Genomic DNA, 21,053 nt, shown 5'->3' with positions numbered 1-21,053 from the left:
CTGAATCGCGTCTGATGAGCACTGCCTACGCAATCGCTACCACTCACGGCCTGGAGCCCGCCGCGTCGCCATCGACGCACGGGTCGTCGCGTGTGCGCCACGGTTGGGCAGCGATCGGGCTCATCGGGTGGCTGCTGGTCGCGCTGTTCGCGATGGCCAACTCGGCCGAGGCCGCCGGCAACTTCGAGGTGCGCTCGGCCTACACCTCCCTGCGCGACGGGGTCGTGTTCCTCAACGCGCAGATCCATTACGACCTGCCGGACGGCGCCGAGGGGGCCCTGCGCAGCGGGGTCACCCTGGACCTGGTCATTCAGATCGAGGTGGAGCGAAATCGACGTTTCCTGCCCGATCGCACGGTGGCCAGCCTGCGCCAGCGCTACACCTTGTCCTACCATGCCCTCAGCGACCGCTACGTGGTTCGCAACGTGAACAGCGGGGAGCAGGGCTCCTTCGCTACGCTGGAGGACGCCCGCGAAGAACTCGGCGATCTGCGCGATCTGCCGGTGATCGACGATGGGTTGCTGCGCGACGGATCCGCCTACGAAATGCGCATCCGCGCCGTGCTCGATCGGCAACGCCTGCCCGTGCCGATCAGCACCCTCGCCTCGCTGTTCGACGATTGGCGGCTGGCGAGTAATTGGTTCACATGGCGACTGACGTCCGCAGACTAAGACGACTCCTCACGACCCTTGGCGCCGTGTTCGGCGTCGCTATGCTCCTCGGCTCCCTCGCCCTGCTGGCGGAAAGCACGCAAAACCGCGGTCAGTTCGGCCAGACCCAGCTGGTGATCCTGGCCAGCACGGCGATGGGTGTGGCCGTCATGTGCCTGCTCATCCTGTTCGCCCTGGTGCGCCTGGCGCGGGAATACGCGCGCGGCGAGGCGGGATCACGGCTGAAGGTGAGGATGGTCTCGATCTTCGCCGTGCTGTCCCTCCTGCCGGTGCTGATCGTCTTCGCCTTCTCGCTCCAGTTCATCACCCGCGGTATCGACAGTTGGTTCGACGACGACGTCGGCCAGGGCCTGAGCGAGGCCCTCTCGCTCGCCCGCCTGGCCCTCGATGCGCGCAAGGACGAGTTCCGCGCCACCACCCTGGACATGGCGGACAGCCTCGCCGGGCTGGACGACGTCGAGCTTTACGGTGAGCTCGATCGCCTGCGTGAGCGCTTCGGCGCCCAGGAGCTGACCGTGCTCGCCTCGTCCGGGCGCATCCTCGCCCTGAGTGCGGGCCTGCCGAATCTCGCCGAGCAAACCGTGGCCCCGAGCAGCCCCTCCCTGTCCTTGCCGCCGTTGCGCCAGGGCGAGGCCTACGTGGAGGTGGAGCCGCTCCCAGCGGGGGGGCTGTTGGTGCGCACGGCGGTGCACATGGACGCGCCGACCTCCGGCGAGCACCGAGTGCTGGTGGGGGTCTTCTCCGTGCCAGAGCGTTTCTCCGAGCTGGCGGAGACGGTGCAGGGGGCCTACACGGCCTACGCGAGATCCGACTACCTGCGTCAGCCGCTGAAGTTCAGCTTCGCGCTCACCCTGACCCTGGTGCTGCTCCTGTCCGCCCTGAGCGCGGTGTGGGGGGCCATCTTCGCGGCGCGCCGGGTGGTGGCGCCCATTCAGGATCTCGTGGCCGGCACACGCGCGGTGGCTGAGGGCGACTTCTCGCGCAAGCTCCCGGTGCCGACGCGCGACGACATCGGCTTTCTGGTCAACTCCTTCAACGACATGACCGAGCGCTTGGGCCAGGCCCAGGCCCTCGCCCAGCGCGCCCGCCAGGCGACGGAGAGCGAGCGCGGCAAGCTGAGCACGATTCTCGCCAGCCTCTCGACCGGCGTGGTCGCCCTGGAGCCGGACCAACGGGTGCGGGTGGCGAATACGGCCGCCGAGACCATCCTCGGCATCACCATCGTGCCGGGGCAGCGCCTGAAGGCCCCGCCCGGGTCATCGGTAGCCCTCGAGCGTTTGCTGCAGGTGGCCCAGGAGCACTTCGCCGCCGGCCGCCGCGCGTGGCGGGAGCAGATCGCGTTCACCGGCGAGCGGGGACCCCGTGTGCTGATGTGCGCGAGCGCGATCCTGCCGGGCGACGATCCCGCCGCTCAGGGCAGCGTGCTGGTCTTCGACGAGGTGACTCGCTTGATGCGGGCCCAGCGCGATGCGGCCTGGGGCGAGGTGGCGCGCCGCCTGGCCCACGAGATCAAGAACCCGCTCACGCCTATCAAGCTGTCGGCCGAGCGCGTCCGCCGGCGCTACCTGCGGGGTGATGATGGCGGGGATGACATGGCGGTGCTTGATCGCGCCACCCACACGATCATCCAGCAGGTCGATGCCATGCGCGGGATGGTCGACGCCTTCCGCGACTACGCGCGCGCGCCGGAGCTCAATCTCAGCCTCGTCGACGTGAATCGAATCGTCTCGGAGGTGGTGGAGCTCTACCGCGATCGCGAATTGCCGGTGCGGGTGGAGGTGGCCACAGACCCCGATCTGCCGCCGGCGGAGGCTGACGGCGATCGCCTGCGCCAGATCCTGCACAATCTGATTACCAATGCGATCGAGGCGCTGTCGGAGCGCACGGACGGCCGTATCCGCCTGTTTACTGCGCTGCAGCAGGAGGACGGTCACGACTTCGTGCAACTGCGCGTCGAGGACAACGGGCACGGCTTTCAGCTGCCGAGCGTCGCCCATGTTTTCGAGCCCTACGTGACGACGAAGGAAAAGGGGACTGGGCTCGGGCTTGCGATCGTGCGCAAGATAGTGGAAGAACATGGCGGGGGGATCGAACTAGGCGACATGCCAGCGGGAGAGGGCGCCTGGGTCAGCATCGTGCTGCCCCGCGACGCCGATGCCCGCGCCTACGCCGCCGCTCGCCTCGCTGCCGGAGCCGAGGATTATCGGGCGCCAACCCTGGGGGAATCGGGGAGCGCACGTTCGGCTGTAAGAGCAATCAATACATAGAACAGGGGCGATTCCGGCGCTCGCCCGCGATGAGAGGTCAAACATGAGTGCTGCCCGCGTTCTAGTGGTGGACGACGAGGCGGACATCAGGGAGACACTGCAGGAGATTCTCGAGGAGGAGGGCTACGAGGTCGACGTCGCTGGGGACGCGACGATGGCACGTAGCGCCCGCGACCAGGCGACGCCCGACCTGGTGCTGCTGGATATCTGGATGCCTGAAACGGACGGCATCAGTCTCCTGCGCACCTGGCGCGACGAAGGTCTGCTCGAGTTTCCCGTGGTGATGATGTCCGGCCATGGCACGGTGGATACCGCCGTGGAAGCTACGCGTCTCGGCGCGTTCGACTACGTGGAGAAACCGCTCTCTCTGCACCGATTGCTATCGACCGTTCAGGCGGCGCTGCAGGATGGGCGCACGCGGCGCAAACCTGCCCGCGCGATCATGCCCGATCGCACCAGCGGACCGGTGGGCAAGAGCCAGGTGGTAGCCCTGCTGCGCGAGCAGATCAAGCGCGTAGTGCGCCACGATGCGCCCCTGATGATCGTCGGTGAGCCGGGCAGCGGACGCGAGTCCCTCGCGCGCTACGCGCACGCGTTGAGCGCGCGCAACGAAGGGCCCTTCGTGCAGCTGGCGGCCGGTGCCATCACCGATGGCAACGCCGAGGAGCAGATCTTCGGCCAGGGCGCCGACGCGCTAGGGCTCATCGAGCAGGCTAACGAGGGTGTTCTGTTCATCAACGAGCTGCAGGAGCTCACGCCCTTCGCGCAGCGGCTGCTGCTCGGGGTGCTGGAGCGCGGCAGCTTCGAGCGCCTCGGCACGCGCGATACGGTGGCCGTCACCGCACGCATCATTACGTCCATCGGCAAGGGTTTCGAGCGCCAACGTGATCGGGTGCGATCAGATTTGCTAGCCCACTTGAACGTCGTGCCGGTGCACGTGCCGCCCCTGCGCGACTACGCGGAGGATGTGCCCGAGCTCCTGCGTCACCACGTCGACTTTCTGGTGGAGCACGAAGCGCTACCCTTCCGCCGCTTCAACGTGGCGGCGCAGAATCGCCTGCGCAACTACCCCTGGCCCGGCAACATCCAGGAGCTGCACAACCTCGTCAAACGCCTGTTGATCCTCGGCGGCGAGGAGACGATCTCCCTGGATGAGGTGGAGGCGCAGCTGGCCACGGACGGGCCCGAGAACGAACCTCTGGTCAAGCAGGACCTGTTGGCCCTGCCCCTGCGCGAGGCGCGCGAGCAGTTCGAGCGGGCTTACCTGCAGCAGCAGCTACAGCTGTGCGGCGGCAAGGTGCAGCTGTTGGCCAAGCGCGTGGGCATGGAGCGCACGCACCTGTATCGCAAGCTGAAGTCCCTCGAGGTCGATCTGCGCCAGAGTTCGGACGAGGGCTAGGCCGACTGCTGGTCGGTCGTCTCCGCGGGCGGAGGCGGCCGTAGCACGTTGATCACCCCTTGCTCCACGAGGGCGAGGGGGTCGCGGCTCATGGCGGCGAGCAGATCGTCGCACTCCAGGGTAGAGCTGGTGGCCTCGAAGCCCACGTGCGTGTTGCGCTGTTCCTTCGCCTGGTACATCGCGTGGTCGGCCACGTTCAGCACCTGCTCCCACGAGAGATGGCCGGGCGCTTCCTGGATGAACGGGTAGCGGGCGTAGCCGATCGAGGTGGAGGTGCGCGCGACGCGGCCGTTACCGACCGGGAACAGGGAGTTGGCGACGGCGCTGGAAATCCGTTGCGGTAGATGTTGCACGGGGTCTCCCGGCAGCAGCTTGCCGACGACGAGGAACTCGTCCCCGCCCCAACGGATGATCCAATCGCCCTCGCGCACCGTGTCCTTCAGCACCTGCGTGATCTGCAGGAGCAGGCTGTCGCCCGCGGCGTGACCGTAGGCGTCGTTGACGGGCTTGAAGTGATCGAGGTCGATCATCACGAACACGAGACCTTCCGGTTGCTCGGGATCGGGCTCCACGTCGTACTGGCGCCCCACGGACTTGATCTCGCCTGAGATCCCGTCGAAGAGGAAGCGACGGTTGTTCAAGCCGGTCAACGGATCGGTGAAGGAAGACTCCTTCAGCTTCTCGTTCAGGGAGCGCAGCTCTTCGGCACGCTCGGCCAGCTCGTGGGTCCGCTCATCCACCTCGTGCTCGAGGCGAATGCGGTACTGCTCCTCGCGCTTCAACTTCTCGCGCTGAATGCGCAGCAGAAGATACAGGGCGCCAACCGCTGCCAGCACGTAGGCCAGGTAAGCCCACCAGGTTTCCCAGGGTGCCGGCTCCACCACGATCGGCAGCTCCAGCGGATCTTCGCTCCAGAAGCCGTCGGCGTTGCGGGCGCGGACCTGGAAGACGTAACGCCCCTTGTCGAGGTTGGTGTAGGTGGCGCGACGTACGGCACCCTTCGACACCCAATCGGCATCGAAGCCGTCGAGGCGGTAGGCGTATTGGTTGCGATCAGGGGCGGCGAAGTCGAGGCCGGCGAACTCGATCGTCAGCACGTCGTCGCGGTAGCCCAGGCTCAGGTTTTCGAGGGCGCTCGGCGGCGTATCGATGGGCACGTTCAGCTTACTGATACTCGTGAACACCGTGCGCGGCGGCACCTGGTTCAGCTGCAATCGCTCGGGCAGGAAGGCGTTGAAGCCGTTGCTGCCGCCGAACACGAGCGTGCCGTCGCGCAAGCGCAGGTAGGCGGTCTGGTTGAAGTCCTCGCCTTGCAGGCCGTGTTCGAGGTGGAAGCTGCGCACGGCGCCGGTTTCCGGATCGAAGCGGTTCAGGCCGTAGTTCGTGCTTAGCCAGAGCTGACCGCTGCGGTCGCGCAGCACACCGTAGACGGTGCTGTTGGAGAGCCCGTCGTCCTTATCGTAGTTGCGATAGGTGAACGTCGAGGGATCGGTCCCACGCACGGACACGCGGTCCAGGCCGCTGCGCCCGCCCACCCAGAGCACGTCGCCGTCGGCGTAGATCGTGTAGATCGAGTCACTGGCCAGGGAGTCGGCGGCGTTGGGGTTACTGCGCAGGACGCCCAAGACATCGCCCTTGGGACTCAACATGTTGAGGCCGCCGCTGTCCGTGCCCACCCAGATGCGCCCGGCGCCGTCTTCGCGAATGACCTGAGCCACGTTGTCCGAAAGGCCGTCTGCGGTGGTGATGCGTCGCAGCTGGCCGTCGCGACCGATGCGGTTGACGCCCTCGCCGAAGGTGCCCGCCCAGAGCACGCCGCGGCTGTCTTCGAAGACGCTCATCACGGCGTTGCTACTGATCGATTCGGGATTCTTCGGATCGTGGATCCAACGTTGGACTTCGCCGGTCTCAGGCTGCACGCGGCAAACGCCACCGCGCATCAAGCCTACCCACACGCTGCCGTCGGCTGAGCTGCTCAGGGTCATCACGGAGCTGTCGCCAAGCTCGAGGTCGAGGGCCTCATCGCGTCGGATGTAACCGCCTTCCATGTCCCGCGTCAGCTTGTGAATGCCATCGCCGAAGGTGCCCATCCACAGGTTACCGCCGACTTCAGCGAAGGACGTAACCACCCGTGAGTTACGCTGATCGTTGGCTGCCGGCTGGTAGTGGCCGAAAGCCCAGGAGCGGGGGTTGAAGTAGCTGAGGCCGTTGGTCTTCGTGCCCACCCACAGCAGGCCCGTATGGTCCTCCATCAACGACTGCAGTCGGATGTTGGAGAGGCTCGTGGGGTCCGCGCTGTCCGGGACGTAGGCGGAGAAGGATCCGCGGGTCGGACGATAGAGGTTCAGGCCGCCCTTGGTCGCGGCCCAGATGCGCCCGGCACGGTCTTGGAGCAGGGCGGCCACCCAGTTGTGGGCCAGGTCGCCGCGCCCACCATGGGTCTCGCCGGCCGCGTAGAAGTGCTCGGCCACCTTACCGTCGCGGCCGACTACGAACAGGCCGGCGCCGCGCGTGCCCACCCAGAGCTGGCCCTGGCGATCGCGCATGATGGCGCGCACGCGCACGGTGGTGACGGAAGTGCCCGTGCCGAAGGCTTCCTTCATCGCACCGGCGAGGGGGACCCGCCCTACGCGCCCGGAATTGAGGTCCACGCGGTAGAGGCCGTTGTCCGTGCCCACCCAGGCGGAGTTGTCGAGGTCCGGCAGGATGGCGTGGACGAAGTCGTCGTCGACCTGGGAGGCATCGCCGTCGAAGTTATCGAAGTGGTTGACCACCTTGCCCGTGCGCGGCTCGTATTGATCCAGGCCGCCCCCTTTGTGGCCGACCAGCACGTGGCCGTCGCTGGTGATCTCGAGGGCGCGAACGTCGTTGGTACGCAGGCCATCGTCGGAGGTGACGCTGGTCCACTTGCCGGTGTCCTGGTTCAGGCGCGCGATACCACCGCTGCGCGTGGCCACCCAGATGTTGCCTGCTTCGTCGCCGGTCACATCGAGGAGGAAGTGATCCTGCAGGGAGCCGGCGTCCTCGCGATCGCGCAGGAAGGTCCGGAATCGGTAGCCGTCGTAGCTGTTCAGACCGTACTCGGTGGCGATCCAGAGGTAGCCCGTAGGATCCTGATACGTGGCGTACACCTGATTCATCGACAGGCCGTCAGCTTGCGTCAGGTGCTTGAAGCGAATCGGGATATCGGTGGCCTGGGGATCTTCCTCAGCAGCCAATGCGCTGCCGAGCCCCATCGCCGCCAGGCCAAAAGCTACCAACAGCGCCGTCGCCGTGCGTGCGGGCTGCAGGTATCTTGATCGCGTTGTCACACGCCCATTCATCGAGTTACGTCTTCTAGCTTCTCCGCGCCGGACGCAGCACCGGCGAGGCGCAGTTCACCACGAGGGCCGAGGCGCGCCGCAATACCCGTTTCACAGCCCGCAAAGTACCCAGGTGGGTAGGCGAGCATTCTGCGAACGAGATCACACGCCCTCCGCGGGAAGCGTGCGTCGGTCCCGTTTGGAAGGCGCCGGGGGACGGCGCGAGCGGGGGCTTAGGGGGCGATTTGCCCGTCGGTGAGCCACCGCAGGGGGCTTTGCGGGAAGTCTTCGCGGGTCAGCCGTCGCATCAGCGTCGCGGCCGTTTGCGACGGATCAGGCTGGGGCCCGATGGGGCGGGTCTGGCGGTAGGAGTGGATTTGGCCGCCCACGAAGCGACCCTCGTCGTCGAGTTCCACCCACAGCAACGGCGCGACGCCTTTCAGGCCGTTGACGCTGATGCCGTAGTAGGTGGCGAAGTTGCCCAGGCTGTACGCGATGAGGCGGTCGCGGTAGAGCTCCAAGCCGCGCGGCACGTGGGGCCCGTGGCCCAGGACCAGGTCCGCGCCTGCGTCGATCACCGCCCGCGAGAAGGCGCGCAGGTCGCCGCGTTCCTCGCCGAGATACTCCTCCATGCCCTGCGCCACGTGTAGGGCGTCCAGGCCCTCGCCGCCGCCGTGGAAGGACACGATGAGAATGTCGACCTCACTCGCCAGCGCACCCACCTGCTCCCGCGCCAGGTCGATATCGAGGATCGGATTCAGGTCATGGTTCGGTGCGTAGGCGATCATGCCGATGCGCTGCTGCGCACGCTCGATGATGGCGAAGGAGTCGAGCGGGCCCGAGTGGCCGATGGCCAGGGCATCGAGGCTCGCCTGGCTGCTGGCGAGGCCGTCGTCGCCGAAATCACGGGCGTGGTTGTTGGCGAGGCTGATGAGGTCGTAGCCGGCGTCGGCTAGGAGCTGGGCGTAGCGGGTCGGGGAGCGGAAGAAGTAGCAGCGCCCCGTGCAGATCTTCTCCGGCTCACCGCCGTCCAGGAGCGCACCTTCGTAGTTGCCGAAGGCCACATCGGCGGCGCGCAGCCTGGGCGTCACCCCGGCGAGGTAGCCGGCCGCATCGTCATCGTCGAGGGTGTTTTCCGGGTAGTCCGTGCCGAGCATGACGTCGCCTGTAGCGGCCACCGTGAGGGCCTGGGCGCTCGCCATCATGGCCAGCGACAGCAGCACCAGCGTCGCCAGGCGCCCCGCGCCGATCACCCCTCGTTCTCCAGGCGGATGATCATGTGCTCCACGTCGATCGTGCGCAGTTGATTGCGCAGCTCCTCGAGGCGAGCGAGGTCTGCGATCGGTCCGACCCTTACACGGTGGTAGGAGACGTCGTCGATCGTCACCACCTGGATGCGCGATTCGATGCCCTGCAGGGCGAGGGTGGCCTGCATGCGATCGGCGTCGGTGAGCTGGAGGAAGGAGCCGGCCTGCAGGATGTAGGTGCCCGGTTGGCGCACGGCGGCGGGCCCCTCGGTCGGCGCGTCCACGGCGGACTCGCGCGCTTCCGGAACGATCACCTCGAAGCGTGGCAGCAGATCGTAGAAAGCGTAGTCACGCGGCGCGTCCGCGGTCGTGTCGGCGGCCTTCGGTGTGTCACCGGGGTCCTGGTTGGTCGCCTTTTCTGCGCTCGTGCCGCGGCCCGTGACCGGCGAGGGGATGGGCTGAGGCCCACGCTCGTGCACCACGCCGCCGGGTAGGCGATCGATGACGAACACACCGGCCGCCACGAGTAGGCCCGCGCCGAGGCCGCTGAGCAGCCATTGCCATCCAGGGGCTGCGTCGCGTCGGCGGCTGTTGCCACCGCTGCCGCGTCGCCCCTTCTTCACTGCGCCGCCGCCCGTGCGCTTACGTCCGCCCGACGCCTTGCGCGGCTTGCCGCCGCGGGATTTGTAGTCGCGAGCCACGGCGTCTACATGCTCTGCGGGGCTTGCACGCCGAGCAGTCCTAGCCCGTTGGCGATCACCTGGCGGGCAGCGTGGCTGAGGGTGAGGCGTGCGTTACGCACAGCGTCATCGTCCACCAGCACCTTGTGCGCGTTGTAGTACGAATGAAATTCGTTAGCCAGTTCGCGAAGGTAGTGCACCAGCAGCTGCGGCGCCCGCTTGTCCGCCGCCGCGCGGAGGATCTCCGGGTAGCGCTCGAGCGTACGCATGATGGCCTGCTCCGCGGGTTCGCGCAGGGCCTGGGTTTGTTTGAGACCCTCTTCCACCGTGTAGGCGTGGCCCGTCTCCTCGGCTTTGCGCGCCATGCTGCACACCCGGGCGTGCGCGTACTGCAGGTAGTACACGGGATTCTCGTTGGAGCGCTCGCGGGCGAGGTCCAGATCGAAGTCCAGGTGCTGGTCGTTGCCGCGACTCACGTAGAAGAAGCGCGCGGCGTCGTCGCCCACCTCGTTGCGCAAGTCACGTAAGGTGACGAACTGGCCACTGCGCGTGGACATCTGTTGCTTGACCTTGCCGCGGTAGAGTGCCACGAACTGAACAAGTTGTACTTCCAACGACTGCGGCGGCTCGCCCATCGCTTCGAGGCCGGCGCGCACGCGCGAGACGTAGCCGTGGTGATCGGCCCCGAGCACGTCGAGCAGCACGTCGTAGCCACGTTCGCGCTTGTTCAGGTGGTAGGCGATATCGGAGGCGAAGTAGGTGGTGACGCCGTTGTCGCGCCGAACCACGCGATCCTTGTCGTCGCCGTACGCCGTGGCGAGGAACCACAGGGCGCCGTCGCGTTCGACCACCTGGCCGCTGCCCTGGAGCTTCTCCAGCGCGTGCTCCACGAGCTCCTCTTCCATCAGGCGCTTCTCGGAGAACCACTCGTCGAAGTGCACGCCGAACTCGCCCAGGTCGTCGCGGATGTCGCCGAGGATGTGCTCCAGGGCCAGGGACAGCACGTCCTGGAAGGTGTCCGCGCCGAGGAGTTGGCGTGCGCGATCGATCAGCGCATCGATGTAGCGCTCCTTGTCGCCGCCGTCTGCCTCGTCGGGCGGCAGCCCGGCCAACACGTCTGCCGCCGGGTGCCGCAGGGCATCGCCGTGCGCCTCGCCGAGCGCGGTCGCGATGGCGAGGATGTAGTCGCCCCGGTAGCCGTTGGCGGGGAAGGGCAGGGCCTCTCCACGCTGTTCGAGGTAACGCAGCCACACGCTGGCGGCGAGGATCTGCATCTGCCGGCCTGCGTCGTTCACGTAGTACTCGCGGTGCACCTCGTGGCCCTGGGTCTGCAGCAGGTTGCCGAGGGTGGCGCCGTAGGCCGCGAGCCGGCCGTGACCCACGTGCAGGGGGCCGGTCGGGTTGGCCGAGACGTACTCGAGCAGGATCTTCTGACCCGAGGAGTTCGCTGGCGCGCAGGCGTAGCGCTCGCCATCAGCCAGGATGTCCGCCAGGAGCTGGCGGTACACATCGTCGCTGACGCGGAAGTTGATGAAGCCTGGGCCGGCGATCTCCGCCGCCGTCACCTGCCCCGAGGCGGGCAGGTGATCGATCAGCAGCTGGGCCAGGTCGCGCGGTTTCATCCCCGCCGCTTTGGCGGCGACGAGGGCGACGTTGGAGGCGAAGTCGCCGTGCTTGGGGTCGCGGGCGGTTTCGATGGCGATGCTCTCGGGGATGACATCGCGCTCGAGTTTGCCGTCAGCGGCGAGCGCATCGAACGACGCGCCGAGCAATTCTGCCAGGTGTTCCTTCATGGGGTCCGGGGGTGTTTCAAGGTGATACGCCGGGGGGCGGAGGAGCCGCTTCGCGGCCCGTCGACGCTGATCGCACCGGCGCGAAAACTGCGTAGATCGATGATAAGCGCATCGCCCGCGAGGCGCGAGCGATGGCTAGTCCAGGTCCACGGGATCGACGTCGACGGACCAACGCACGCGGCGAGCGGCGGGTAGCGCGTCCACCTGCGGCAGCAGGTGGCTGAGCAGCGTTTGCAGGGGCGCACGTCGCGGTGCGCGCAGCAGCAGCTGGGCGCGGTAGCGGCCGGCTCGTCTCTCCATCGTGGCCGGTGCCGGGCCGAGCAAGGTCAAGCCGGCGTCCAGGCGCAGCAGGGGCCCGGCCAATGCGGCGACCTCGTGCAGGAAGTGGATGGCGCGGCTGGCCTCGACGGCCTCGGCGCGTAGCAGGGTGAGCGATTGAAACGGCGGCCAGCCGGCCTCGGCGCGTTCCTCACAGGCATCGCGGGCGAACCCGTCGTAACCCTCCTGCAGCAAGGTGGCGAGCAGGGGATGGTCCGGGAAGGCCGTCTGCACCAGCACCTCACCACCGCTGCGGGCGCGTCCCGCCCGGCCTGCCACCTGCACGGTGAGTTGAGCGAGGCGCTCCGGCGCGCGAAAGTCGCTGCTGTAGAGGCCACCGTCCGCGTTGATCACGCCGACCAGGGTGACGCCAGGAAAATCGTGACCCTTGGTCAGCATCTGGGTGCCGATGAGGATGCGTGTCTCGCCACTGCGGATCGCCTCCAGGCGCTGCTCCAGCTCACCCTTGCGCCGGGTGCTGTCGCGGTCGATGCGCGCCACGGCAACGCCGGGGAAGGTGTGGGCGAGGGCCTGCTCCACCTGCTCCGTGCCGGCGCCGATCGGTCGTGGGCTGTCCTCCTGCTTGCAGTCCGGGCAACGGGTCTGCACCCGGCGCTCGTGGCCGCAGTGGTGGCAGATCAGGCGCTGGTCGTAGCGGTGCAGGGTGAGCCTGGCGTCGCAACGATCGCAGGTGGCCTGCCAACCGCAGTCGAGGCACATCCACACGGGCGCGTAGCCGCGACGGTTGAGGAACAACAGCACCTGCGACCCTTCGGCGAGGTGGCTGCGCATGCGGGCGATGAGCGTGTTGGAGAGGCCGCCCGCTTCCGGCGCCGGCGTATCGCGCCGCAGGTCGATCAGGCGCACGCTCGGCGGCACGCCGGCCCCGGCGCGTCGGGTGAGTCGCGCCGTGCGGTAGCGACCCTGGTGGACGTTCTGCAGGGTCTCGAAGGACGGCGTTGCTGTTCCCAGCACCACCGGCACACCCAGCTGGCGCGCGCGGTACACGGCGAGGTCTCGGGCGTGGTAGCGAAAGCCGTCCTGCTGCTTGAAGGACGCGTCGTGTTCCTCGTCCACCACGATGAGGCCCGGGTTGGCCAGCGGGGCGAAGATGCCTGAGCGAGTGCCGAGCACGACACCCGCCTGGCCCTCACGCGCGGCCAGCCAGGCCCGCGCCCGCGCGCCGTCGGCCAGGCCCGAATGGAGCACGGCGATCGGCGTGGCGAGGCGCGAGCGCAGGCGATCTACCAGCTGGGGGGTCAAGCCGATCTCCGGCACCAGTACCAGGGCCTGGCGACCGGCGCTCAGCGTCTCCTGGATCAGGCGCAGATAGACCTCGGTCTTGCCGCTGCCCGTGACCCCGTGGAGCAGCCAGGCCTGGAACTCGCCCAGGGAATCGCGAATCTGCGCCACGGCCGCGGCCTGCTCCTCGTTGAGCTGCACCGGGGCGGGGATGTCCTCGCCAGCCACCACAGGCGCCGTCGGGGCGATCGACACGGCCTCGAGCCAGCCACGCTCGCGCAGGCGTCGCGCCACGTCGCGCCAGCCGGGCGCGAGGGCATCTTCCAGCGCGTGCTGGGGGGCGAGATGGTCGGGGCAGTTCGCCAACCAACCGAGGAGGCTCGCCTGCCGCGGGGCGCGTCGGCCGAGCGCGCTTGGGTCCTGGGAAAGGCCGGCCTCGGTGATGCGCCAGCCGGGCTCGTGGGTGCTCACCGTGTCGCCGCGTCGAAGGGGCCCCGGAAGGGCGGCGGCGAACACCTCGCCCGGGGCGTGGTGGTAATACTCCGCGGCCCAGCGCAGGAGCTGCACGGTGGCGCTGTCGAGCAGCGGCTTCTCGTCGAGTACCGCGGCCACCGGCTTCAGGCGTCCGCGCGGCACCTCCGTCTGCGTGGGGTGCTCCACCACCACGCCCACCACGCCGTCGCGGCCGCGGCCGAAGGGCACGCGTACGCGGTAGCCGGGCGCCGGCGGCAAGGGCGATGAGGTGTCTGCTGGCGCCAGGTAGTCGAAGTACCGGCGCAGGGGCGTGGGCACCGCGACTCGCAGCAAGGGGATCTGCGCCTGCAGGCCCGTCGGCGGTGGCATTTATTGAGCTTCCATCGAGGCGGCCGCGACCCTCGCTCGCGTTGTCCACAAAATCTGTGGATATCTCTGTGAGCATCCCGGGGTCGAGGGCCCCAGAATGCCGTGCTGATGGGCACTTACGTCAGTTTGGTCAAAGATTAATCGCATCCCCGGGTTCTATATAGATCAGACACTTGCAGGCACCACGGGCGGCTGCCATGTCACATTGGGGATAACTGCTGGGGAGATGCCGTGCGGTTGTGCACAACTGACGCTGCGGCGGAGGCCGGCGGGGTCGCGTAGGTTCCCTCATGGCGTTATTCCTGTCAACCGCCAGTTGTCTGACCCGTTGTTGTCGTCAGCAGGTCACGGTGGCATGACGCCCCGATGACGACCATTCACGACAGGCAGGTACCGGATAAGACGATGGCGATCGGCGAGCAGGCTGTGTTATCACCCGCGTTTCCGTCCCTAGCGGCGCGCACGGAGTCGACCCTGAAGAGCGACGCAAAGCTCGACGCCTTTCTCGCCGACGTCGAGAAGCGCGCCTATCGCATGGCGCGCTTTGCCATCGGCGATGCGGATGAAGCCCTCGATATCACCCAGGACGCGATGATTCGCCTGGCGACGCGCTACGCGGACAAGCCCGATGCGCAGTGGCCGGCGTTGTTCTTCCGCATCCTGCAGAACCGTATCCGCGATCACCAGCGTCGCCAGGGCGTGCGCCAACGGGTCATGGCCTGGGCCCCCCCGACCAACCCCGAGCGCGAGGGACCGCCCCTCGACCCGGTGGAGGCGGCGCCCGATTTAGCGCCCGATGTCCTTCCCGATCGGCTGCTGGAGCTCGATGATGCGCAAGGCGCCATCGAGGAAGCGGTCGCCGCCTTGCCCCGACGTCAGCAGCAGACCTTTCTCCTGCGCGCCTGGGAGGGCTTGGATGTGGCCGCCACCGCCAAGGCTATGGGATGCTCCGAAGGGAGCGTCAAGACGCACTACTCACGTGCGGTGCGCGCCTTGAGGGCGCGTCTGGAAACCCACTACCGATGAGCACCAACACCCCCGACAACCGCGAGCTACCACCGATGGACGACGCACAGGATCGCGCCCTGGTAAGTGCGATTACGCAGACCTTGACCGAGCAGACTGAGAGTCTCGACGGGCATACCCGCTCGCGCCTGACGCAGGCGCGTGCTGCCGCCATGGCGGCTCGTGCACGCCAGCAGCGCGGCCCCCTGTTGGGCTGGGTGCGAAGTCTGCTGCCGACGACGGCTTTGGGATCCGGTGTGGCGGCGAGTGCGATGCTGGCGTTGCTGGTGGCCGCGCCGCTGCTGTTGTTCGGACCCGGCGTGCTGCGCGCGCCGAGCGAGACTTTCCAACCGGCCGGTCCCGCCATCGCAGATACGGGTGGCCCCGTGGACGAGTTGGAGATCGTGCTCGCCGGCGATATCGAGATGTTGGAGGACCTCGAGTTCTTCGAATGGTTGGCGACCCAGCCGGTCGGTTGATCGATGGCAAAGGGCCCTGCCGACAACGCGATCACGCCGCCGACCAGGCCCCCTGCCGGGCGCCTAACGCTGGCGATCGCATGGATCGTACTGATGGGAACGAGCCACGCGCAGGAGGTGCCCGGCGATGCCGCGGTGCCTGCGCCGAAGGCACCGCCCGAACAGGAGGCGGAGGCGACCACCGAGGCGCAGTTTCTCGCGTTTCTGGAATACCTCGGCAGCTGGGACGAATCGGATGAGGAATGGCAGGCCTTTCACCCGGATGAAGGCCTGAGTGAGATCAGACTTCCGGCAGCCGGCGAGCGAAACGCCCGGGGCGCGGCGCAAGGCAACGAGGATACGTGGGATGAGAAGGGGCGCTCTTAGGTCGCAGGCCAATCGCATCGGCACCTCGCCGTTGCGCTCGCGCCAGCGTGTGGGCCTGCTGGGCCTCGTGGTAGGCCTCGGCCTGTTGCTGGGTGCTCAGGGCACGGCTTGGGCCCAGGATGCGCCCAGCACCACCGGCGGTGGTCCTGCCTGGGATGAGCTGAGCGCGCAGCAGCAGGAACTCCTCGGCGGCTATCGAGATCGTTGGGCGCAGATGCCTGCGGATCGCCGCGATAACCTCACGCGCGGCTCCCAGCGCTTTCTCGATATGGATGGCAGCGAGCGAAACGCAGCGCAGCAACGGTTCCAGCGCTGGCGCAACCTCGATCCTCAGCAGCAAGATCGCGTTCGCGATCAGTACCGCCGCTTCCGCAACCTGAGTCCGGAAGATCGCCAGCGTGTGCGCCAGAGCTACGATCGCTATCGCCAACTCTCTCCTGAGCGCCGCCAGGCCCTGCGTGAGCGCTTCAGCACCATGTCGCCCGAAGAGCGGCGTCAGGCTGTACGCGATCGGCGCGGCAACGGCGCGGCGGCCAACGGGGCGCGTCGCGGCGAGGCAGCAGAGCGTCGCGGCCAGCGCCGTGGCAACGGCAATGAGCGCCGGCGCCGTGGCAACCGCAACGGGAACTAAGCGCGCACAGCATCGGTCTTTTCTCACGGAGCCTTTATGACGCGCTAATGAAGGCGTCGGCATCTTGGTTGCATTCCACCCAGAGATGCCGCTATAACCCGGCTGACCGTGAAGGATGTGTGTTGCTGTCGTGATCTCCCTAGGCCAACAGGTACTGAGAACCGACGTTTCCGGGATGCCACTCGAGTGGATCGATTACCGGGACGCAGTGCGCCTCTATCACACCGATCAGGTGGCCTACACCTGCGGCACCTTGCTCTATCGTCTCCGCGGCGGCATCAACGCCGCGTCGGGCGAGCGCAGCACCGTCGAGGTGAACTCGATCATCGCCACGGTCGGCGAGCGCTACCGCGGCCCCCGGATTCGCGATGAGTACGCGCCACCGCTGAACAACCAAACCCTCTTCAAGCGCGACGCCCACGTCTGCCTCTACTGCGGGCAGCGGTTTCTGGCATCGGCGCTCTCGCGCGATCATGTGAAGCCGATCAGCCAGGGTGGGGAAGACCGATGGACCAACGTGGTCACGGCATGTCGGCGCTGCAACAACCATAAGGCGGGGCGTACGCCGGAGCAGGCGCACATGCAGCTGCTCGCCGTGCCCTTCACCCCCACCTACGCGGAGTACATCTACCTCAAGGGGCGGCGAGTGCTCGCCGATCAGATGAAGTATCTGCTAGCCCACTTCCCGCGTACCAGTCCGCTTCACGCCCGCCTCCGGGGGCACCTCGACGCCCAGGGCAACGCCATCAATGAAGAGGGGGCCCACGGGCCCCCTTCTTCTTCCTGGCAATAGGCGGCTAACGGCTCGCCACACGCGCCGAGCCGCTGCCGGCAGGCGCTTAGCGGATGATCCGCGACACGGTGCGGTTGAGGTCCTCGACCTCCTGCAGCGACACCTCCACGAACTGCGGTACGTCCGCGGTCAGGTCAGCGTAGATCACGGCGCCGCCGCCTTCGCTTGTGCAGAACACCTGCTCCACATCCACGAGCCGAATGGTCACGGCCAGCGAGTCCGTCGAGCGCACGAAAAAACGGACGAGGAAGTCGAAGCCAAGGCCGGTGTCGCGGACGTCTTCGAGAATGCAGAAGCCGGGCGAGCCGGTGACGTCGGCGGTGGGGATCCCGGTACGCGCGAACTGACCGAAGGTGGGGCTCAGGACGGGCACGTTGAACTCGTCGATGTCGATGACGCCAAACACCTGGGCGTCCTGCTTGCCGTCGCCGCCGACGAACAGGTCGCTGCCGTCACCAGGGGCCCAGATGTTGGTGTCGTTGCCCTGGCCGCCGCGGATGATGTCGCGGTTGCCCACGCCTTCCGGGTCGAACTGCTCGACGCCACCGATGGTGATGTCGTTGCCGGGGCCGCCTTCGATCACGTCGTCGCCGGAGAGGCCGATCAGCACGTCGCAGCCGCCGCGGCCGTCGAGCATGTCAGCGTTGTCGAGGCTCTGGTTGGGCGGTGCTTCCACGATCTGGATGATCGGGTTGTTCACGTTGTCATCGTCCTGACCGATGAGCACGTCGGGACGGCCGTCGCAGCCGTCGCCGAGGCCCTGCAGGTTAGCGGCGAAGCTAGCGTTGGCGGACATGGCGGCCACGATGGCGATGGCGAGGATCGGGTGCTTACGCATGGGGAACTCCTTAGTTTTTTGAGTCTCTGTGTGAGGTCGGTGCCCCGCCGCTGCTCCCAGCGGGGCACCTAGGGAGGATCAACACAACAACTGAGAGGGAGTGGCGGGCTCGCTCGCCCTCACGCCGTTCTCGGGACGTAGGTTCCCTTCTGAGCGTGGAATGGTTCGTTGTATCTACCGTGGAATCGATATTCGGCCGGACGGGCGGCATGCGATGGACGGTGAGGGAGAGCGCCGAGAGCCCACCCATTGGGCCGCGCGTTATCATGGGCGGGTACGGCAAGCTCAAGGATGATCCGCGCTCATGCTCTATCTGGTCGACGCCAGCATCTACGTCTTTCGGGCATGGTTTTCCCTGCCCGACTCGATGACCGACCCGGCGGGTCGCCCGATCAACGCCCTCTACGGCTTTGCACGCTTCCTCGGCGAATTGCTCGCCACGGAAGCCCCGGGGAGCATCGGCGTCGCCTTCGATACCTCACTCACGGCCTCCTTCCGCAACGAGATCTATCCACCTTACAAAGCGAATAGGCCGCTGCCGCCGCCGGAGCTCGAGTATCAGTTCGCCTTGTGCCGCGAGTGGTGCCGTCTGATGGGCGTGGCGGAGTTCGCCTCCCCCCGCTACGAGGCCGATGACATCATCGGCACGCTCGCCGCCTGGTCGCGAGTCCAGCAGATACCCGTCGCCGTGGTGTCGGCGGACAAGGACCTGGCCCAGCTGCTGCGCGAGGGGGACGTGATGCTCGACCCGGCTCGCGAGCGCCGCCTCGGTTATCGTGACATTGCGCCGGAGTACGGTGTGCCCCCGGAGCAGATCGCCGATCTGCTGGCCCTGATGGGCGATGCCGTCGACAACATTCCCGGCGTGCCCGGTATCGGACCGAAGACGGCGATCACGTTGCTCGGCGCTTTCGCCGATCTAGGGGAGCTCTACGCCAATCTCGATCGTATCGCCGACCTGCAGCTACGCGGGGCCGCCCGCGTGCAGCGCTTACTGAGCGAGCACAAGGAGCAGGCGTTCCTCGCTCGCGAACTCGCGACGATCGCCGAAGACGCCGATGTGGAAGCGGACGCCAGCGTCTTGCGACGGCGTCGGCCGGATCTCGAGGGGCTGGGCAAGTTCTACGACGCACTCGGCATAGGCGATGTGCTGCGCAAGCAGGCCACGAGCCTGGCGTCGGCCATCACCGATGAGATCCCGACCGCGAGGCGGCCGTCGGCGCCGACCACGCCCACCACCCTGCCGCTGTTTCGCCCCGTGAGCGCGGACGGCCCCGCCGACTGGTACGCCATCGCCGATGCGGTGCGCGAGGATGGCGGTCCGGCGCTGTTTCCGGAGGATGTGACGCCCGTCTCCGGCGGTTGTATCCACGGCACCTTCCGCGTGCGCGGCGATCAGGGCTGGTACTTCGTCAAACGCAACGATGCCGACCAGCTGCCTGTGCTGCGCGCCGGGACCCAGGGCCTGCGCGCCCTGCACGATGCGGACGTGGTCCGCGTGCCGACCCCCCTGCGCTGTGGCGTTGCGGGAGAGGCCGCTTACCTCGTGATGGAGTGGATAGACTTCGGCAAATTGCAAAAGTCTGGCGCACGTCAGCTAGGGAAATCATTAGCTGCTCTTCACCGTCAGAAATGCGATCGTTTCGGTTGGCATGAGCCGAACTACCTCGGCGCCACGGTGCAGCGGAACAGCTGGTGTACGGACTGGGTCGAGTTCTTCGCCGAGTGTCGCCTCGGCCCGCAGCTGCGCTTGGCCTACGACAACGGTTACCGTGGCCAACTGCACGAGGACGGTGAGCGCCTGCTCGCGCAGTTGGACGCCTTCTTCGAGGGCTACACGCCTGTGCCCTCGCTGCTCCACGGTGATCTCTGGGCGGGCAACTGCTCTGCGGATAAGCAGGGGCGCCCCGTGCTGTTCGATCCGGCGGTCCACTACGGTGATCGCGAGTGCGACCTGGCTATGATGGCGCTGTTCGGCGGCTTCGATCGTCGCTGCTTCGAGGCCTACGAGGAGCTCGCGCCCCTGGAGGACGGCGCGCCCATGCGCCAACCCCTCTACCAGGCCTACCACGTGCTCAATCACCTGAATCTCTTCGGTGGCGGCTACCTGGCGCATGCGCAGCGCCTGCTGCAGGACTGCCTGCGGGCCTGAGTGCTTCGGGCACGGTTCACACGTGTGAGCACCCCGCCGGCGGCGTGCTCCAGTTCCCGCGCAGCGGGCCGACTAGGGTGACAGGTCGGTCCGGACAGGTCCCTTGCGCTCGCTCAACGCCACCCTCCTTATGTTTTTGCTCTGCCTGCTCGCGGCTGTGCCCGCGCGCAGCATGGAGTTGGCGTTGTCGCCCGATCCACCCTTTCGCATCTACACGGTGGCGGACGGACTGAACCAGCGCACGGTCCTGGAAGTGGCTCAGGACGATGACGGCTACTTGTGGATCACCACCTTCGGCGGACTGAATCGCTTCGACGGCCAGCGTCTGGAGTCCCTCACCACGCGCCAGGGTATGCGCTTGAACCAGGTGCAGTCCCTGCTGGTGAACGAGGGCAACCGCTTGTGGGTGGGCGATGTGGGCGGGGGCCTCACCCTATTGCAGGACGGGCGCGTGGTGCGCACGGTCGAGCCGCTGGAGGGGCGACAGGGGGTCGTGCGCGCGTTCCTACGGGTGGGCGACACCCTGTACTACGGTCTGGATCCCGGCGGTTTCGCGGCCCTGGACCTTCGGGATCCGGCGGCCCAACCCGTGGCCGTACCCAGCGCGCCCTCCTCCGTGCTGCGCCTCGCCCCGATGGATGGCTCGGTCATCGCCCTGGCCAGAGACGGACTCTATCGCTTGCGCCCCGACACCGATGACGGCTTCGAGATGCTCCTCGAGACGGCGAGCGGCCTGCGGGCTAGCGAACTCGGATATGTGGTGGTCGGCAACGAGGACGGCCGTATCGGACGCTTGCTCGACTCTGGACAGGTGCAGTGGCAGGAGACAGCCTATCCCGGGCGCGTCACGGAATTCGGCTTCGATCCGCAGGGAGGGCTCGGGTGGGTACTCATCGATGAGCGCACCTGGCTGAAGGCCGAGGACCCCTCGCGCAGCTTCTCCCTGGAAGGCGCCGACGGCACCATGCTGTTCGACCACGAGCAGGTGCAGTGGATCCCGACCCGTCACGGCCTGGCGAGACACTTG

General features: G+C 67.4%; 16 protein-coding genes. 10 read left to right on the top strand and 6 right to left on the bottom strand.

What is annotated here, in order from left to right:
- The first annotated feature begins 14 nt into the window (after positions 1-14).
- From AAF184_10015 to AAF184_10005, 3 genes are read left to right on the top strand one after another with little or no spacing between them, the layout of a single operon-like run.
- The gene (locus tag AAF184_10015) at positions 15-671 is read left to right on the top strand and encodes a DUF4390 domain-containing protein (GenBank protein MEO0422660.1); all 657 of its coding nucleotides are present in this window, start codon (positions 15-17) and stop codon (positions 669-671) included.
- Complete coding sequence (locus AAF184_10010) at positions 647-2,938, top strand: ATP-binding protein (protein MEO0422659.1); 2,292 nt, start codon at positions 647-649, stop codon at positions 2,936-2,938. The genes AAF184_10015 and AAF184_10010 overlap by 25 nt, the downstream gene beginning before the upstream one ends.
- Positions 2,939-2,981: 43 nt before the next feature.
- On the top strand, positions 2,982-4,337 hold the full coding sequence (locus tag AAF184_10005; protein ID MEO0422658.1) for a sigma-54 dependent transcriptional regulator: 1,356 nt from the start codon (positions 2,982-2,984) through the stop codon (positions 4,335-4,337).
- On the opposite strand, the gene AAF184_10000 is transcribed toward AAF184_10005, so the two are convergent.
- From AAF184_10000 to AAF184_09980, 5 genes are all read right to left on the bottom strand, one after another.
- The gene (locus AAF184_10000) at positions 4,334-7,648 is read right to left on the bottom strand and encodes a two-component regulator propeller domain-containing protein (protein ID MEO0422657.1); all 3,315 of its coding nucleotides are present in this window, start codon (positions 7,646-7,648) and stop codon (positions 4,334-4,336) included. The genes AAF184_10005 and AAF184_10000 overlap by 4 nt on opposite strands.
- A 224-nt stretch (positions 7,649-7,872) precedes the next feature.
- Positions 7,873-8,892 (bottom strand): CapA family protein, encoded by a 1,020-nt coding sequence (locus tag AAF184_09995; GenBank protein ID MEO0422656.1) that lies wholly within the window; start codon positions 8,890-8,892, stop codon positions 7,873-7,875.
- Complete coding sequence (locus AAF184_09990; GenBank protein ID MEO0422655.1) at positions 8,889-9,587, bottom strand: SPOR domain-containing protein; 699 nt, start codon at positions 9,585-9,587, stop codon at positions 8,889-8,891. The genes AAF184_09995 and AAF184_09990 overlap by 4 nt, the downstream gene beginning before the upstream one ends.
- A gap of 5 nt (positions 9,588-9,592) precedes the next feature.
- The gene (argS, locus tag AAF184_09985) at positions 9,593-11,359 is read right to left on the bottom strand and encodes an arginine--tRNA ligase (GenBank protein MEO0422654.1); all 1,767 of its coding nucleotides are present in this window, start codon (positions 11,357-11,359) and stop codon (positions 9,593-9,595) included.
- Positions 11,360-11,494: 135 nt separating this feature from the next.
- Positions 11,495-13,762 carry a primosomal protein N' gene (locus AAF184_09980; GenBank protein MEO0422653.1) on the bottom strand — a complete coding sequence of 756 codons (2,268 nt, stop codon included), beginning with the start codon at positions 13,760-13,762 and terminating at the stop codon, positions 11,495-11,497.
- Positions 13,763-14,128: 366 nt separating this feature from the next.
- Between AAF184_09980 and AAF184_09975 the strand changes: the two genes are divergently transcribed.
- From AAF184_09975 to AAF184_09955, 5 genes are all read left to right on the top strand, one after another.
- A complete protein-coding gene (locus AAF184_09975; protein ID MEO0422652.1) occupies positions 14,129-14,788 on the top strand; it encodes an RNA polymerase sigma factor in 660 nt (219 codons plus the stop codon).
- A complete protein-coding gene (locus tag AAF184_09970) occupies positions 14,785-15,246 on the top strand; it encodes a DUF3619 family protein (protein MEO0422651.1) in 462 nt (153 codons plus the stop codon). Before AAF184_09975 ends, AAF184_09970 begins: the two co-directional genes overlap by 4 nt.
- Before the next feature lie 93 nt (positions 15,247-15,339).
- Complete coding sequence (locus AAF184_09965; protein ID MEO0422650.1) at positions 15,340-15,612, top strand: hypothetical protein; 273 nt, start codon at positions 15,340-15,342, stop codon at positions 15,610-15,612.
- A complete protein-coding gene (locus AAF184_09960; protein MEO0422649.1) occupies positions 15,593-16,243 on the top strand; it encodes a DUF3106 domain-containing protein in 651 nt (216 codons plus the stop codon). The genes AAF184_09965 and AAF184_09960 overlap by 20 nt, the downstream gene beginning before the upstream one ends.
- Positions 16,244-16,358: 115 nt before the next feature.
- Entirely contained in the window at positions 16,359-17,036 is a 678-nt protein-coding gene (locus tag AAF184_09955; GenBank protein ID MEO0422648.1) for an HNH endonuclease, read from the top strand.
- Positions 17,037-17,082: 46 nt separating this feature from the next.
- Here AAF184_09955 and AAF184_09950 read toward each other — a convergent pair whose 3' ends face one another.
- Positions 17,083-17,874, bottom strand: a complete 792-nt coding sequence (locus tag AAF184_09950; protein ID MEO0422647.1) for a hypothetical protein — start codon at positions 17,872-17,874, stop codon at positions 17,083-17,085.
- Positions 17,875-18,178: 304 nt separating this feature from the next.
- Between AAF184_09950 and AAF184_09945 the strand changes: the two genes are divergently transcribed.
- Positions 18,179-20,026: a fructosamine kinase family protein gene (locus tag AAF184_09945; protein ID MEO0422646.1), complete on the top strand. Its 1,848-nt coding sequence runs from the start codon at positions 18,179-18,181 to the stop codon at positions 20,024-20,026.
- Positions 20,027-20,129: 103 nt separating this feature from the next.
- A partial coding sequence (locus AAF184_09940) for a hypothetical protein (GenBank protein ID MEO0422645.1) occupies positions 20,130-21,053 on the top strand: 924 nt, incomplete at its 3' end.

This window comes from Pseudomonadota bacterium (genome assembly GCA_039815145.1).
Lineage (GTDB): Bacteria > Pseudomonadota > Gammaproteobacteria > Steroidobacterales > JBCBZW01 > JBCBZW01.
The sequence above is the reverse complement of the archived record's forward strand: the minus strand, read 5'-3'. Positions and strand labels throughout refer to the sequence as shown.

Bases quoted from the DNA above. Each gene is read 5' to 3' on its own strand.
- AAF184_09970 (MEO0422651.1), top strand. From the start codon at position 14,785: ATGAGCACCAACACCCCCGACAACCGCGAGCTACCACCGATGGACGAC.
- AAF184_09965 (MEO0422650.1), top strand. From the start codon at position 15,340: ATGGGAACGAGCCACGCGCAGGAGGTGCCCGGCGATGCCGCGGTGCCT.
- AAF184_10005 (MEO0422658.1), top strand. From the start codon at position 2,982: ATGAGTGCTGCCCGCGTTCTAGTGGTGGACGACGAGGCGGACATCAGG.
- AAF184_09955 (MEO0422648.1), top strand. From the start codon at position 16,359: ATGTGTGTTGCTGTCGTGATCTCCCTAGGCCAACAGGTACTGAGAACC.
- AAF184_09975 (MEO0422652.1), top strand. From the start codon at position 14,129: ATGACGACCATTCACGACAGGCAGGTACCGGATAAGACGATGGCGATC.
- argS (MEO0422654.1), bottom strand. From the start codon at position 11,359: ATGAAGGAACACCTGGCAGAATTGCTCGGCGCGTCGTTCGATGCGCTC.
- AAF184_10010 (MEO0422659.1), top strand. From the start codon at position 647: ATGGCGACTGACGTCCGCAGACTAAGACGACTCCTCACGACCCTTGGC.
- AAF184_09960 (MEO0422649.1), top strand. From the start codon at position 15,593: ATGAGAAGGGGCGCTCTTAGGTCGCAGGCCAATCGCATCGGCACCTCG.
- AAF184_10015 (MEO0422660.1), top strand. From the start codon at position 15: ATGAGCACTGCCTACGCAATCGCTACCACTCACGGCCTGGAGCCCGCC.
- AAF184_09950 (MEO0422647.1), bottom strand. From the start codon at position 17,874: ATGCGTAAGCACCCGATCCTCGCCATCGCCATCGTGGCCGCCATGTCC.
- AAF184_09945 (MEO0422646.1), top strand. From the start codon at position 18,179: ATGCTCTATCTGGTCGACGCCAGCATCTACGTCTTTCGGGCATGGTTT.
- AAF184_09980 (MEO0422653.1), bottom strand. From the start codon at position 13,762: ATGCCACCGCCGACGGGCCTGCAGGCGCAGATCCCCTTGCTGCGAGTC.